Consider the following 14,371-nt stretch of genomic DNA (forward strand, 5'->3'; position numbering starts at 1 on the left):
CGTTCAGGAGGGCGCGCGGCGCGCCGGCCCGGGGCGCGCGAGCGGCCGTTCGGCGGTCGACCATGGTAGAAGCAATCGGCTGGATCAGCTCCATCATCCTCGTCCTCACCGTCGGCAAGCAGGTCCACAAGCAGTGGAAGAGCAAGACGAGCGAGGGTGTCTCCAAATGGCTCTTCCTCGGCCAGCTGGCGGCCTCGGTCGGGTTCGTCGTCTACAGCTGGCTGGTCGAGAACTGGGTCTTCGTGGCGACGAACCTGCTCATGGCCGCGAACGCCCTCGCCGGCGCGCTGATCGTCTATCTACAGCGGCGGCGGGGCGCGCCTCGGCCGGCGGGCGAAGGGCGCTGAGCCGGCAAGACGCGAAGGACGCCAAGGACGCCGACGGAGGAGGAGAGAGAGAGCCTTCCTCGCGCGCTCCTCTCCCGACCGCCTCGGCGTCGTGTTTTTTCTCCGCCCGGACACATGCACTTATCCCGCTCGACTGAAACCAACACCAACAGACGCACCCCCTGTGCGACACCCGCACTTTCCTCCGCACAGAAACGCCGCACGCTCACCAGCTGCGCCAAAACTGCTCTGAATCTACAAAAGTCCAGCACGATCGGTCGAAGTTGAGCATGAGTCCAAAGCACCATAGACTCAGCACATGCTTAACCCTTCGACTCACTCCTACGCCATCGCGCTCGCCGCGACGTTCATGGCCTCTGTGCTGTCGGGCTGCATCGGCGAGCTTGGCAGCGCGCCGCCCGAGGGCGAAGGCGACGGGCCGACGAGCGGTGCCGGCATCGAGGACGGCAGCGGACCGCCGGGCGGCGGCGCGACCGCGGGCAGCGGCGGCTCGGCCGCCGCGGGCGCCGGCGACGGCGGCAGCGCGGGCGGCTCGCCCCCCGGCGGCAGCGCCGGCTCCACCACCGCGGGCCCCGGCGGCGGCGGCTCCACCACCGCGGGCGCTGGCGGCGGCGCACCCGCGGGAGGCACCGGCGGCAGCGACGGCTCCACCACCGCGGGCGCCGGCGGCAGCGGCGGCGCACCCGCGGGGGGCACCGGCGGCAGCGACGGCTCCACCACCGCGGGCGCCGGCGGCAGCGGCGGCGCACCCGCGGGGGGCACCGGCGGCGCCGGCGGATCCGGCAGCGGCGCCGGCGGCAACGACGACCCGACCGGCGCGGCGCAACTGTGCGTCGATACGATCAACCAGCACCGCGCCACGCTCGGCCTGCCGCCCCTCGCGCGCTGGACCGAGGCGGAGTCGTGCTCCGATGAAGAGTCCGAGTCCGACGGAAACACCGGCCAGGCGCACGGCGCGTTCGGCGCTTGCGACGAGCGGGCTCAAAATGAGTGCCCCGGCTGGAACGGCCCGCCCGAATCGATGATCGTCCCGTGCTTGCAGCTCATGTGGGACGAGGGGCCCGGCGAGGATTTCAACAAACACGGCCACTACATCAACATGAGCAGCACCGCGTATACCAAGGTGGCTTGCGGATTCCACACGTTCCCGGACGGCAGCGTCTGGGCCGTGCAGAACTTCCGGTGACCGGCGCGCGGCCGCTCACCCGCTCTCCGCGTCGTCGACCTCACGCCCGAGGAGGACCTCGGAGCCGTCCTCGGCGCCCGGGGCCGCGGCCCCGTCCGTGAGCTTTCCGGTGAGCCGCACGCACCTCGCGCGGTGCACCCAGACGTCGAACGCCTCCATCATTCGCCGCTCGACCTCCGCGCCCTCGAGCAAGCCGAGCGCGCGCGCGACCGCCTCCAGCGTCGACAGGGCGCCCTCGTGCGGGGCGCGCCGCAGCCCGTAGCGGCTCGGCGCGCCCTGCGGCAGCGCGACCGGCTCGGCGCCCTGCGCGTCCGCGTCGCGGTGAACGACCCGGCGCGCCTGGTTCCAGTTGCCGTCCGGAACGAGCAGCACCACCGGCCCGCCGCGCGCGTCGTCGGGCGAGAGGGCGCGCGCCCCGGGCGACGGATACAGCACGAGCCGGCGCCCCTCCGGCAACGGCGGCCGCGCCCGCGGCGCGATCTCGCCGCGCACGCGCACCTCCGCGCCCTCGAGCAGGCGCGCGACGAGCCGGCCCGTGTTGGTGCTCCTCGTGCGCTCGATGCGGTGGGTGAGCAGCACGACGCGCGTGCGCACCGCGAGCCGGGGCAGCGCGCCGCAGAGGCACATCGATCGCGGCAGACCACAGCCGCGGCAGCGCGGCGTCCCCCGCGCGCGGATGGGGGGCAGATCGGGCGGCTGCAGCGGGATGAACGTCATCTCGGCTCGGGACCGGGCGTTTTCGCACGCGCAGCCCTCCCCGGTCAAATGGCCCCTCCCCGCCCGGGCACATCGAGCGCGCCCCGCGACTCGCTCCTGTTCCCGCCGAGCGCGGAGCCTCGCGCGCCCTCGTGCGCGCGACCTGCGCCCCGGCCGGCCGGCTGCCTACCGGGCGGCCGGGCCCCGGAGTGATTCACATGAAGGCGGGAAGACAGGAAGATCGATGATCTTTTCTTCCCGCCTTCCCGCCTTCGTGTTCGAATCCGGCCACCACCCGCTTTACTTCAGCTGGCAGACGTCGAGCACGTCCATGTCGGTGTAATCGAGGTTCTCGCCGCCCATGGTCCAGATGAAGCCGTAGTTCGAGGTGCCCACGCCCATGTGGATGGACCACGGCGGCGAGATCACCGCCTCGCCGTCGCCGACCACGAGGTGGCGCATGGCGTCGGGCTGGCCCATGAAGTGGAATACCCGGTTGTCGCCGGTCAGGCCGAAATAGAGATAGATCTCCGAGCGGCGGTCGTGCAGGTGCGGCGGCATGGTGTTCCACACGCTGCCCGGCTTGAGGAAGGTCACGCCGAGGAGCAGCTGCGCCGACTGGCACACGCCCGGGATGATGTATTGATAGATGGTGCGCTCGTTGGACTGCTCGGGCGACCCGCGCTCCAGGGGCTTGGCCTGCTCGATCGAGATCTTGGTCACCGGAAAGGCGGTGTGGGCCGGCAGGCTGGCGAGGTAGAACTTGGCCGGCGCGGCGGCGTCCGCGCTGTCGAAGGTCACGTCGGTGACGCCCATGGGCACGTAGAGCCCGTCGCGGGGCTTGAGGTCGTAGGCCTTGCCGTCGACGGTGACGCGGCCGGCGCCGCCCACGTTGACGATCCCGAGCTCGCGGCGCTCCAGGAAAGGACGGCCCTTGGCGCTCTTGGGCTCGGTCTGGGCCGGCAGCGTCAGGGTCTCCTTCGTGGGCGTGGCCCCGCCGATCACGAAGCGCTCGTTATGCGAATAGCTCAGCCGGGTATGGCCGGGAGCGAACAGGCCTTGCACGAGATATTTGTCGCGGAGCGCCTGGTTGTCCGCGCCCTTCATCATGTCCGGGTGCGTGGCTTGATAAGTCTTGTTGAACATGATCCATCCTTGAAGCGCGCCGCGCCACGGGAGCCGAGGGCGCGAGCGCCGGGAGCGCGCGAGGAGCCGGAGGCTGGATGGCGTGGCAGGAGCCGTCCTGCCGCCCGCTCACGACGTCCACCGCCGAGCGAGTCGCGAACCGAGATGCACAGGGCGTTCCAGCGCTGCGCCACACGCCGGATCGACGGGAGGAAACACGCGCCGACCGGCGCTTGGGTGGAATTTTCCGCTCATGGCAGCTGAGAACCGGGCGTGCTGTCAACCGCGGCTTGCACCGGTTGACAGGCGTGGTTGACAGCCCGCGGGCTTGGAGGCGCGAGAGATCATGGCAGCGGCACCGCAGAGCTCGATGCCGCGGGCAACCCCGGGGGCCCGGCGCCGCGCTGCGCCGATGCCCCTCGGCCCGGCGTCCCGTGCCGTGGTACATCTACGAGCACATCTTGAAAGGAGCGCGCGATGGCGAAGCTCATGGTGTACGAGACGTTCTCCAAGTCCAATATCGATGCGCTGCTCGATGCCGGCATCGTCGTCAACCTCGCGTTCGACGCGTCGCACAGCAAGCAGGAGAAGACGGTCCACCTCGAGCTGCTCATCGACGCCAGCACGGAGGCGATCGAGCGGCTCAGGAGCCGTCACAACGACACGTACATCATGCTGAAGGGCGCGCTGATGCAGGGCGCGGGCACCTACAAGCTCGAGTGCCACACCTTCGATCAGGACATCGTCGACAGCTCGCCGAAATCCTACGAGATCCGCCAGAACCGCGCGATCGTGCGGCACGGCGACATCGGCACCATCATCCAGGACATCGGCTGGTGGTGAGGCGCGTGAGCGCGCCGGTGTGCGGTGCGCCCAAGCTCCGTGCGTCAGAGATCCCGCCAGCAGCGCCCAGCTCATCCCTGTCGTGGCGCCCCCATTTGGCTCCGGATCGGGCATGATGCGGGCCGCATGAAGCATTGGAACCGATACACAAAATGGCTGCTGCTCGCAGCCCTGACCACCCCTGTCCCCGCCTGCGGGGACGACTCCACGGATCCCCCGGCTGACCCGACAGGGACAGGCGGCGGCGCCACGACCGGCACCGGCGGCTCCGGCGCGGGCACTACCACCGGCACCGGCGGCGCGGGCGGCGAGGGCGGCGAGGCCGCGGGCACCGGCGGGGCCGGCGGCGCGGGCGGCGAGGCCGCGGGCACCGGCGGGGCCGGCGGCGAGGCCGCGGGCACCGGCGGCGAGGGCGGCGAGGCCGCGGGCACCGGCGGGGCCGGCGGCGCGGGCGGCGAGGCCGCGGGCACCACCACCGGCACCGGCGGAGGCGGCGGCGCGGGCGGCGAGACCGCGGGCACCACCACCGGCACCGGCGGAGGCGGCGGCGCGGGCGGCGAGACCGCGGGCACCACCACCGGCACCGGCGGGACCGGCGGCGCGGGCGGCGCGGGCGGCGAGGCCGCGGGCACCACCACCGGCACCGGCGGGACCGGCGGCGCGGGCGGCGCGGGCGGCGAGGCCGCGGGCACCACCACCGGCACCGGCGGGACCGGCGGCGCGGGCGGCGAGAGCGCGTCGGTCGAATGGCCGACCGTGACGAGCGAGATCCCGCTCGACCCCGAGATCGAGGACGCCATCACCGAGCTGCTCGCGCAGATGAGCGCGGCGCAGAAGGTCGGCCAGATGGTCCAGGCCGAGATCCTGGCGATCACGCCGGACCAGGTCCGGGAGTACCACATCGGCTCGGTGCTGAACGGCGGCGGCTCCTGGCCGGGCCGCTCGAAGCACGCGACCGTGGCCGACTGGGTCACCCTCGCCGACGCTTATTACACCGCCTCCACCGACACGAGCGGCGCGCCCGGCGAGCACCTCGGCATCCCCGTCCTCTGGGGCGTGGACGCGGTGCACGGCCACAACAACGTGATCGGCGCGACGCTGTTCCCGCAGAACATCGGGCTCGGCGCCATGAACGATCCCGATCTCATCGAGCAGATCGGCGCCATCACCGCCGCCGAGGTCGCCGTCACCGGGCTCGACTGGGCCTTCGCCCCCACGCTCGCCGTGGTGCGGGATGACCGGTGGGGCCGCTCCTACGAGGGCTACTCCGAGGATCCGGAGATCGTGAAGAGCTACGCGGGCCGGATGATCCGGGGCCTCCAGGGCCGGCCGGCCGAGAGCGAGGATCTGTTCAGCGACAGACACGTGGTCGCGACCGCCAAGCACTTCATGGGCGACGGCGGGACCGAGCAGGGCAAGGACCAGGGCAACACCGTCTGCTCCGAGGAGGCGCTGCGCGACATCCACGCCCAGGGCTACCTCTCCGCGATCGAGGCGGGCGCGCAGACGGTGATGGCGTCGTTCAGCAGCTGGAACGGCGACAAGATGCACGGCCATCGGTACCTGCTCACCGACATCCTCAAGGGCCAGCTCGGCTTCACCGGCTTCGTCATCGGCGACTGGAACGGGCACGGCCAGCTCCCGGGTTGCACCAACGCGCAGTGCGCCGCGGCGATCAACGCCGGGGTGGACATGATCATGGTGCCCAACGACTGGAGGGCGTTCATCGAGAACACCATCGCCCAGGTGGAGAGCGGCGAGATCCCGATGGCCCGCATCGACGACGCGGTGACCCGGATTTTGCGCGTGAAGATGCAGGCCGGCCTCCTCGGCCCCAGGGCGGACAAGGGCGCCCCCTCGGCCCGGTCGGTCGCCGGCGACGCCGCGCTCCTCGCCGCGCCGGAGCACCGCGCCGTGGCGCGCGAGGCCGTGCGCAAGTCGCTCGTCCTGCTCAAGAACAAGGGCAGCGTCCTGCCGCTCAGCAAGGCGATGAACGTCCTCGTGGCCGGCAAGACCGCGGACAACATCCAGAACCAGTCCGGCGGCTGGACGCTGACGTGGCAGGGCACCGGCAACACCAACGCCGACTTCCCGAACGCGCAGTCGATCTACGCCGGCATCCGCGAGACGATCGCGGGCGCCGGGATGAGCGGCACCGCGACCCTGAGCGCCGACGGCACCGCCGCGGCCGACACCTTCGACGTCGCGATCGTCGTCATCGGCGAGACGCCCTACGCCGAGGGCCAGGGCGACATCGGCAAGTTCGAGACGCTCGAGCACGCGAACCTCCACCCCGAGGACCTCGCCGTCATCGACACCATCCGCGCCCGGGCGCCGAGCGTGCCCATCGTCACGGTGTTCGTGTCGGGCCGCCCGCTCCACACCAACAAGGAGCTCAACCGGTCGGACGCGTTCGTCGCGGCCTGGCTGCCGGGCAGCGAGGGCGGCGGCGTCGCCGACGTGCTCTTCGGCGATCACGAGTTCCAGGGCAAGCTGTCGTTCTCGTGGCCCTCGGCCGACTGCCAGACGCCCATCAACAACGGAGATGGCGAGACGCCGCTCTTCCCGTACGGCTATGGCCTCGTGACCACCGACGCCGACGCGCTCGGCGACGATCTGCCCGAGGTCTCCACGGGCCACGGCTGCGCGGCCCCGGACCCGGGGGCGGCCGGCACCACCAACGAGCCGCTCGAGATCTTCGTGGATGGCGACGAGAAGGGCGATTACGTGCTGCGCATCGGCGGCCCCTCGAACTGGGGCGGCGTCGACGTGGGCATGGGGGCCACCCTGCCCGGCGGCGAGGTCAGCGTGAGCACGGTCGACGGCGAGATCCAGGGGAGCGCCAAGCAGGTGACCTGGAGCGCGACGGGCCAGATCTACGCGCAGGTCTCGGCGGGCTCGCCCGGGGTCGATCTGTCGCCCTACTACAACTCGGAGACCTCGATCGTCTTCCGGGCGCGCGTCGATGCTCCGCCCGAGGGCGCGCTTGTCACGCTGTCGGCCCACTGCGTGTATCCCTGCTTGGGCGACATCAACATCGCCAACACGCTGACCTCCATCGCGGACGGGGAGTGGCACGAGGTCTCCGTCCCGCTGAAGTGCCTGACGGACAGCGGGCTCGACATCACCAACGTCAACACGCCCTTCCTCATCTACTCGGAGTCGCCGATGGACGTGGCGATCGAGGACATCCGCTGGGAGCCCTTCACCGCCGGCCCCACGCCGACCTGCACGTTCTGAGCCTCTAGTCTAGTCGAACCAAGGGATCCTGGCGCAGCGCGCCCCGATGTTGCCTCGGTGCTCGGGGTAGTAGACGTGGCGGGTGGCTGACCGCAGCGTCGGGGCGAGCTCGTCGTTGCTGCCGCTCCGGAAAGCCCGGTAGGAGCCTGCTGTCACAGCGGCGCAGTCATGGCATGGCATCGGGTACTCGACCGGGTCCCAGTCCAGCGTCCATTCCCACGCGTTCCCGCCCAGGTCGGCCTGGCCCCACTTCCCGTCGCCTTTGGGCGACCTCGATCCGACGTCCCGTAGGCTGCAGGTGCCGCCGCAGTAGACGGCGTAACTGTCATCGATCGTCGTCGAGGTGGCTGGCTTCGACCACGGATAGTACCTGTGCTCGCTGCCCCCGGAGGCCGCGTAGTTCCACTCCGCCTCCGTCGCCAGCCGTCCCCCGTCCCACGCACAGAACGCGAACGCCTCGTACCAGTCCAGGCAGTTGATCGGCCTATTTTCGTTGCTCCCCGCCGTGTCCGTCCAGCTCTGATGGACGATGCAGCGCAGGGCGTCCTTCAGGGCAGCCGTGTTCTGGGGCAGCTTGGTGTTCCATGCGGAGCTCCAGCCAGAGCCTGGGATCTTCGGATGTGCGCCCGTGCCGTGCCCAGGCGGGCTGGCCTGCGTGCCCATGCCGGCGTTCACGAACGCCCGGAACCGACCCACCGTGATCTCGTACCTGTCGAGGTAGAAGTCGCTCACCGTCGCCGGATAGCTCCGGTCCACATAGTCGACGCCGTCGTAGCTTCGAGCGAAGGTCCCGCCGGGGACCCGCAGGCTCTTGCAGCAGTCCTCGTTCCCCGATGGCCCGCAGGTCGCCGGCAGCCCGGCGCAGCTCGGCGCCGTTCCACCCCAAGCGTCCGCGCGGCCGCTGCCCCGGTCGTTCGCGATCGTCTCGCCCGCGGTGCAACCTGCCGAGAACAGCAGCCCGAAGAAGGCGATACCGACGGTGTGGCAAGGACGGGCAAGCGAGATCATCGATCGTCCACTGGTCAATGCCTGCTCCCATTCCATGGGCAGGGCTCACCACCGGAGCGCGCGCCTCTACGCGCGGCGCGCGCCCGTCGACATCGCAGCACGGTCCGTTGGGCCTGTGCTCCGATCAGCCCCCGAAGAACGCCTTCGCCTGCTCTCCCAGCGCGTTCTCGCCCTTCGGGCTGCTGGCGTGGCAGCCGTCGCTGACCTCGCCCGCGTCATTGTTGAGGATGAACTTCCCGAGGTAGCTCATGTTCTCGTTGATGGTCGGGTCGTTGGCCAGCTCTTGCGCCTTCATGTCGGTCCAGTCGGCGCCGCCGGCCCCCGCGATGAAGCAGTCGTGCCCTTCGTTGTAGACCGGCTGACCCACGATGTAGATATGCGTGCCCGGGTTGACGTGCTGGCGCGCCGCATTGACCATGTCACGGAGCTCTTGATCGGTCGCCCTCTGGGACAAGATGCAGATCTGGACCATGATGGCTTTGACGACGTCCTTCCCTCCGATCGACGCCATCTTCCGGTCGAAGAGCTGCCAAGAAGAGCTGCTCGGGTTCGTCCAGTTCTGGACCACCATGGCACCCGTTTGATAGTTGTCCGCGTTCCACAGGATCCTGCCGCCGACGCGCTTGTAGCCAGTGCCGATGTTGTTGGCCATCGAGCAGCCAGTGTACGCGACGGAGTTGTCTCCCGTCGGGGGCAAGCCGTCATCCCCACCGCCCGTTCCGGTAGCGCTGCCGGCGCCGCCCGTGCTCGCGGTGCTCCCCGACGCGGATCCGCCCGCGCCTGCGCCGCCGGTGCCATCTCCACCGGTGCCGGTGGTGCCGACGGTGGTGCCGCCCGTGCTGGCGCCTCCACCTGTCCCAGCGCTGGTCGAACCTCCGGTCGTGGGACCGCCGGTGCCCGTCGTCCCCGCGGTCGCGGTTGTGGCGTCTCCCGACCCCGAACCGTCGACCGGGTCACTCTCCGAACCGCAAGCGCCGAGGCAGAGCGCGGCCATCCCAAGAGCGCAGCGGGCCATCCATCGGTGGGAAAGAACACGAGAATTCATCGTCGTCACCTTCTGTTGGGGGGCGTCGGCCAGGACCTGCGAGGGCTCTCGGCTCGCGTCCGACCGTCCGTGTTCTATGGCCGCTGCGACCCGCGCGAATAGACGGCGAGATCGCCGTCGCCCCCCTTGGACAAGTTTGTCATCCCCCTCGTCGACTCCGAAGGCCGTCACGATGCCCGCTCCTCCGAGGGGAGCGTCACCCCCAATATCCGTTCTATTTGACCGGGCATGTTTGCCCCCCGAGGCGGGGTGACTCCATTGACCCCCCTTCGGCCGTTCCTGTCATCCCCGCCCCCTCCCCCACCTGTCACTCCCCGGCACACGCGAGCTTCCAATAAGGTGCTCAACCCGCGCCTCCCAGCAGGCGGCCGCCGATCGGACGCTGAACGTGATCTATCCGGGCTCGTTCGGTCGGCTCGGGCGAGCGACGACCGCCGACAGCTGCCACGCGAACGCCGCAGGACAGCAGCTGCTCGGCAATCAGGCCGTCGGCTTCTGCGGCGAGTAGGCGAACCGGAGCGCGCTCGCCGGGCCGCACGCGCGGCGAGCGCAGCGCCCGCCCCGTGCGGGGCGAGCTCGGGGGCTCACGGCAGGGTCGCGGCGGCCGTGACGCCGAGCCAGCGCTCGATGGCCGTCGGCGACCCGGCTCGCCGGCGGTTCACGGCAGCAGGTCGCCGATCGCGTCGTACCATCGGTTCGCCATGCGGGCATAGCCGGCCGCGTTCGGGTGCACCCCGTCCGCGAGCTCCGATGTCGGAAACCCGGTATGCATGTCCACCAGCACCACGTGCTTCCCCGCCGACGCCCGGGCTTCCACGATGGGCGGCAGCGCGTTGTTGTACGAGACGACGGCGGCGTTGTTGAAGCTGAGCGGAATGAGCTTCGCGACGACCACGAGCGCGTTGGGGGCCGCGGCGAAGATCTTGTCCAGGAGCGAGCCCAGCCGCTGCGGCGCCATGGCGAGGTTGTCGCTCTGCGTCACGTCGTTGGTCCCCGCCATGAGCAGCACGATGTGCGGTGTCTCCTGCATCGAAGGCGTCGGCACGAGGCCCGCGATCTGGTTGATCTTCCAGCCGCTGTGCCCCTCGTGCTTCCGCGGAAACGGAACGCCGTCGACCGTCGACGGCCCGTTCGTCAGAGAGCCCGTGAACGTGATGCTCTGGCCGGCGGCCAGCGCCTTCCTGAACAGCTCGATCCGATAGCCGCCGCCGCCCGACACCCCGACCCCATCCGTGATGGAGTCGCCCAGCGGCAGGATCTTGCAAGGATCTCCGTTCGTCGGGCACGGCGAATACGCGCTCGAGCCCCCTGTTCCTGTCGTGGCGCCGCCGTCGCCACCCGAGCCGCCGTCGCCGCCCGAGCCGCCAGCGCCACTGCCGGCGCCAGCGCCGCCCGCGCCGCTGCTCGCCGAGGCGCTAGAGGACGCGCTCGAGCTGCTGCTCGAGGAGGACGTGGTCGCGCCTCCCGTGCCTCCGGTGCTGCTGGCCGACACGATGGTGGGCCGCCCGGTGCCGTTCGCGCAGAACCCCCACGACGCTGTCTGCCCCTTGTCGATCGCGCCGTTGTAGCCCTCGTTGGTGACGTTCAGCCGCCCGCCCGAGGGCGTGGAGCGCGCGTTCCACAGGTTGATCACGGTGGTGCCGCCGAGCTCGACGACCATGCCCCACGACGTGGTGGCCGCGGTGCTGCTCCGGTTTGCGACCGTCACGTTCGCGCAGTACCCGCTGCCCCACTGCGACTGGATCGTGAGCGTCGCGTCGATCATGCCGTCCGGGCTGGTCACCCCGGACTCGAGGGAGCCGCTGTCCTCCTCCAGCGCACCCGGCTCCACCGCACATGCGAGCAGGCTGCACGCGAACGAGAGGGAGACAACTCCAAGAAAGCGATTCATACGCATCAAAATTCTCCATGTCTGGACCGATCGATTCGCAGGTTTCCGCTAAAGATGGATAAGCAATTCAGAAATACGCCTGCGAGCTCGGCCGCTCCATCAGGTTGGAGGTCTAGAATTCCCAGTCGACATTCTATCGATCGTGACGGTGTGCACCAGTCAGGATCGGCCGCATGCCGACCACGCCCCGGATTCACCCACCCTGACGATCGGCAGCGCACGGACCGAACCGCCTGACACGGCGAGCCGTCGCGAGCGCCATCCCCTCTCGAGGGCGAGCGCCGCGCGCCGCTCCCGGCCGTCAACCGGCGTGCGTTCGTTCCGCGCTCACGGCAGCGAATGCCGCTTCAGCGTGGCCCACCCGATCTCGGCGCTGCCCCAGGCGGTGCCGCCGCCCTGCGCGGTGCACAGCGTCACCTCCACGCCGCCCGCGCAGCTCGAATACGTCGAGCAGCCGCGTTCGTCCTCCGCGCTCGGTGAGCCCGTGCAACGGTTCAGCTCGGCCCATCTCTCGAAGGTGCCGACCGCGCCGAGAAAGGTGATGTTCGCGCCGTTCGGCGCCTGCTGAGCCCCTCCCTCGTAGGGGACCAGCACGTCGGCGGTGCCCCGGAACGAGATCTCGGTCACCGGCCGCGCCGGCTGGCAGGGCTGCTCCGACTCCGCCAGAAGGTCGAAGGCGCTCGGAGCGACGCCGGCAAAGACGTCCGCCGCGTTGCAGGCCAGGTGGTAGGCCATACCGCCGCCGTTCGCGACGCCCACGGCGTAGACGCGCTTGACGTCGACGCACGCCTCCGCCTGGACCTCTTGGACCAGGGCACGCGCGAACGCCACGTCGTCGACGTCGCGCGACGAGGTGCAACACGGACCGATGTTCCACGCGCCGTCGATGCCCTGCGGCCACGCGACGATGAACCCCTCGCGCTCGGCGAGCTCGCGATACCCCGAGGCCTCGGCCTCCGCCGCCGAGGTCCCGCCGAGCGTGTGGAAGTCGAGGACCAGCGGCATGGAGCTCGCGCCCGTGTAGCTCGCAGGGAGGCGAACGACGTAGCTGCGGGTCGTGTCGCCGACCGTCACCGTGCGCTCGTTGTCGCCGATCGAGAGCGTGGTCGCCGGGCAGGCGGCCGCCACGTCGCCTTCGCCGGGCGCCCGGCAGAAGCCGCCCTGGCAGCGGAACGGCGCGCCGAGCGGCGCGCAGTCGGCGTCGCCGCTGCAGGTGAGATCGCAGAACGCGGCGCTCTCGGCCGCGGCGCACGCCGCCTCGGCGGGCCGCGCCGCCACGGCCACGCACTCGGCGCCGGAGGAGAGCGCGGCGCACTCGCCTTCGGCCGAACAGGCGCGCGTGCAGACGCCGCAGATGCAGGAGAGGCCGTCTCCGCAGCCGGCATCGCAGCTCGTGAGAAAGTTGGTCTCGCTCCCGGTTTGCGGGCCCAGGTCCCTGCAGGCCGAGGCCAGGAGCGCCGCGACCACCGCGCTCGCGACGAGGCCCGCCGCCGCGACCACCCTAGATCTCATCGCCGCCCCCGAGGTCCTGCGGGATCAAGCACTGTCCGATGTAGAGCACGACCTGCGTGTACCTGTCCGGCGTCTCGTGCGCCGCGTTGAAGGCCTCGACCTGCTCGCGAAGCTCGACCAGCTGGGCGCGCAGGCGCCCCAGCGTCTCGTAGGCCCGCTGTTCGTACGGATGGCCGGGCCACACGTCGAGGGTATAGGTGCTCCCCCCGACGCGGTCGGCGAGGCCAGGCGCGGTGCGATCCTCGCGCAGCCGGCACAGAATGGTCTTCACCATCGCCTGGTAGTGATCGAAGATCGCCGCCTCCCAGCCCACCGGCGAGCCCAGCAGCACGTAGAGGCTCGCGGCGCTGTACGTCGCTCCGGCGCCATCTCCGGTCCGCTCGATGCGCGCCGATTCCACGAGGCGCCCCAGGGCGGAGTCGAGCTCCGCGCGCTCGAGGTGCGTCCGCTGGAGCAGCTCGTCGCGCGTGAGCGGGCCTTCCCGATAGATGATCGCCCAGACGAGCTCGTCCACGCCCTCGCCGGAGCGGAGCGCCCGGAGCGCGCCGAGCTCGTCGTCGGAGACCGCGCGATACACCACCTGAGCCCCCTGCCCCGCCTGGAAGATCAGGCGGCTCTCGCAGAGATCGAAGAGCACCCCGCGGAGCAGGACGTCGTCCTCGGCGGCGAACGCCCTCAAGATCTCGGCCCGCGGCGTGATCCCCCGGCGGCGGATGTAGTCGAGCACGGCCTCCCAGAGCGAGCGGCCGCGCTCGACCGAGCTCTCCGTGATGCGACGGACCCGGCGCTGGTAGCTCCGAAGCCCCATGCCGAACATGTCGGCGCTCACCTTGCGGCTGACCCCCTGCCGCTCGAGCTCCATCGCCAGGTCCTGGAACACCTGGTCCGCGAGCTGGGCCAACGGGGCACGCCAGCCCCCCGAGGTCGCCAGCTGGGCGATGAGAACGGTGGTCTGGCGAACGATGGCGTGAATCAGCTCGACCGTCATAAGGCTCGACGAGAAACCTCGTATGTCGCCGCAGAGTAGCGCGGCACAGGATAGAGCGGGGAGTGACAAACCCGACGCCCCCCGGGAGCGGGGAGGGTGACGCTCGGCATGCCATGCGGCCCCGCAGGGTGGCTGTGGTGTGAGGGAAGCGGCTTCCATACGTGGAGGAGGAACCTGAGATAGCGTCGCTTTTCATGCGGAGCGGATCGCTGAAGTGCGAGAGCACGGCAACCAAGCCGTCGAGTCGTCGGTGAGCAGGGTCCCACGAGGAGATAGCCATGAGGTCCAATCGCAGGGGTTGTCGCTGGGCGCTCGGAGCGCTCATGGTCGGTGTCGTCCCGTCCTGGCTGGCTGCGTGCCGAATGTCGCCGGGCAGCGACGACGATGGGAGTGCCGGAGCGACCTCCGCCTCGAGCGGCACGAGCGGTCAGCGGTCGCCAACGCGTGGAACGCTGGGCTCTGCTGTGGTGACGACGCCGACGACTGCACC

The 14,371-nt window shown here is 70.6% G+C and carries 11 protein-coding genes; 4 read left to right on the forward strand and 7 right to left on the reverse strand.

The genetic code is table 11. The features are described from left to right. Window positions 1–62 precede the first annotated feature (62 nt). Together WME83_RS43235 and WME83_RS43240 are read left to right on the forward strand one after the other, a co-directional pair. Window positions 63–347 (forward strand): hypothetical protein, encoded by a 285-nt coding sequence (locus WME83_RS43235; RefSeq protein WP_437315543.1) that lies wholly within the window; start codon window positions 63–65, stop codon window positions 345–347. A gap of 298 nt (window positions 348–645) precedes the next feature. Then, window positions 646–1,533, forward strand: coding sequence for a CAP domain-containing protein (locus WME83_RS43240; protein ID WP_437315544.1), 888 nt, complete (start codon window positions 646–648; stop codon window positions 1,531–1,533). A 15-nt stretch (window positions 1,534–1,548) separates the two neighbouring features. Here the strand turns inward: WME83_RS43240 and WME83_RS43245 are convergent, their stop codons facing one another. Next, a complete protein-coding gene (locus WME83_RS43245) occupies window positions 1,549–2,250 on the reverse strand; it encodes a tRNA-uridine aminocarboxypropyltransferase (protein WP_437315545.1) in 702 nt (233 codons plus the stop codon). A 279-nt stretch (window positions 2,251–2,529) separates the two neighbouring features. After that, window positions 2,530–3,375 (reverse strand): 5-dehydro-4-deoxy-D-glucuronate isomerase, encoded by an 846-nt coding sequence (gene kduI / locus WME83_RS43250; RefSeq protein WP_437315546.1) that lies wholly within the window; start codon window positions 3,373–3,375, stop codon window positions 2,530–2,532. A 456-nt stretch (window positions 3,376–3,831) separates the two neighbouring features. Here kduI and WME83_RS43255 point away from each other — a divergent pair, with 456 nt between their 5' ends. Then, entirely contained in the window at window positions 3,832–4,197 is a 366-nt protein-coding gene (locus WME83_RS43255; protein WP_437315547.1) for a hypothetical protein, read from the forward strand. A gap of 126 nt (window positions 4,198–4,323) precedes the next feature. Continuing rightward, the gene (locus WME83_RS43260; protein ID WP_437315548.1) at window positions 4,324–7,437 is read left to right on the forward strand and encodes a glycoside hydrolase family 3 protein; all 3,114 of its coding nucleotides are present in this window, start codon (window positions 4,324–4,326) and stop codon (window positions 7,435–7,437) included. Window positions 7,438–7,446: 9 nt separating this feature from the next. On the opposite strand, the gene WME83_RS43265 is transcribed toward WME83_RS43260, so the two are convergent. From WME83_RS43265 to WME83_RS43285, 5 genes are all read right to left on the reverse strand, one after another. Further along, window positions 7,447–8,445, reverse strand: a complete 999-nt coding sequence (locus WME83_RS43265; protein ID WP_437315549.1) for a formylglycine-generating enzyme family protein — start codon at window positions 8,443–8,445, stop codon at window positions 7,447–7,449. A gap of 124 nt (window positions 8,446–8,569) precedes the next feature. After that, complete coding sequence (locus WME83_RS43270; protein WP_437315550.1) at window positions 8,570–9,142, reverse strand: hypothetical protein; 573 nt, start codon at window positions 9,140–9,142, stop codon at window positions 8,570–8,572. A 1,006-nt stretch (window positions 9,143–10,148) separates the two neighbouring features. After that, complete coding sequence (locus WME83_RS43275; RefSeq protein WP_437315551.1) at window positions 10,149–11,381, reverse strand: GDSL-type esterase/lipase family protein; 1,233 nt, start codon at window positions 11,379–11,381, stop codon at window positions 10,149–10,151. A gap of 327 nt (window positions 11,382–11,708) precedes the next feature. Then, window positions 11,709–12,893, reverse strand: a complete 1,185-nt coding sequence (locus WME83_RS43280) for an alpha/beta hydrolase family esterase (RefSeq protein WP_437315552.1) — start codon at window positions 12,891–12,893, stop codon at window positions 11,709–11,711. After that, window positions 12,883–13,881: a hypothetical protein gene (locus tag WME83_RS43285; RefSeq protein WP_437315553.1), complete on the reverse strand. Its 999-nt coding sequence runs from the start codon at window positions 13,879–13,881 to the stop codon at window positions 12,883–12,885. The genes WME83_RS43280 and WME83_RS43285 overlap by 11 nt, the downstream gene beginning before the upstream one ends. Window positions 13,882–14,371: the final 490 nt, after the last annotated feature.

Source organism: Sorangium sp. So ce385, assembly GCF_051474135.1.
In the GTDB taxonomy this organism is placed as follows: domain Bacteria; phylum Myxococcota_A; class Polyangia; order Polyangiales; family Polyangiaceae; genus Sorangium; species Sorangium cellulosum_D.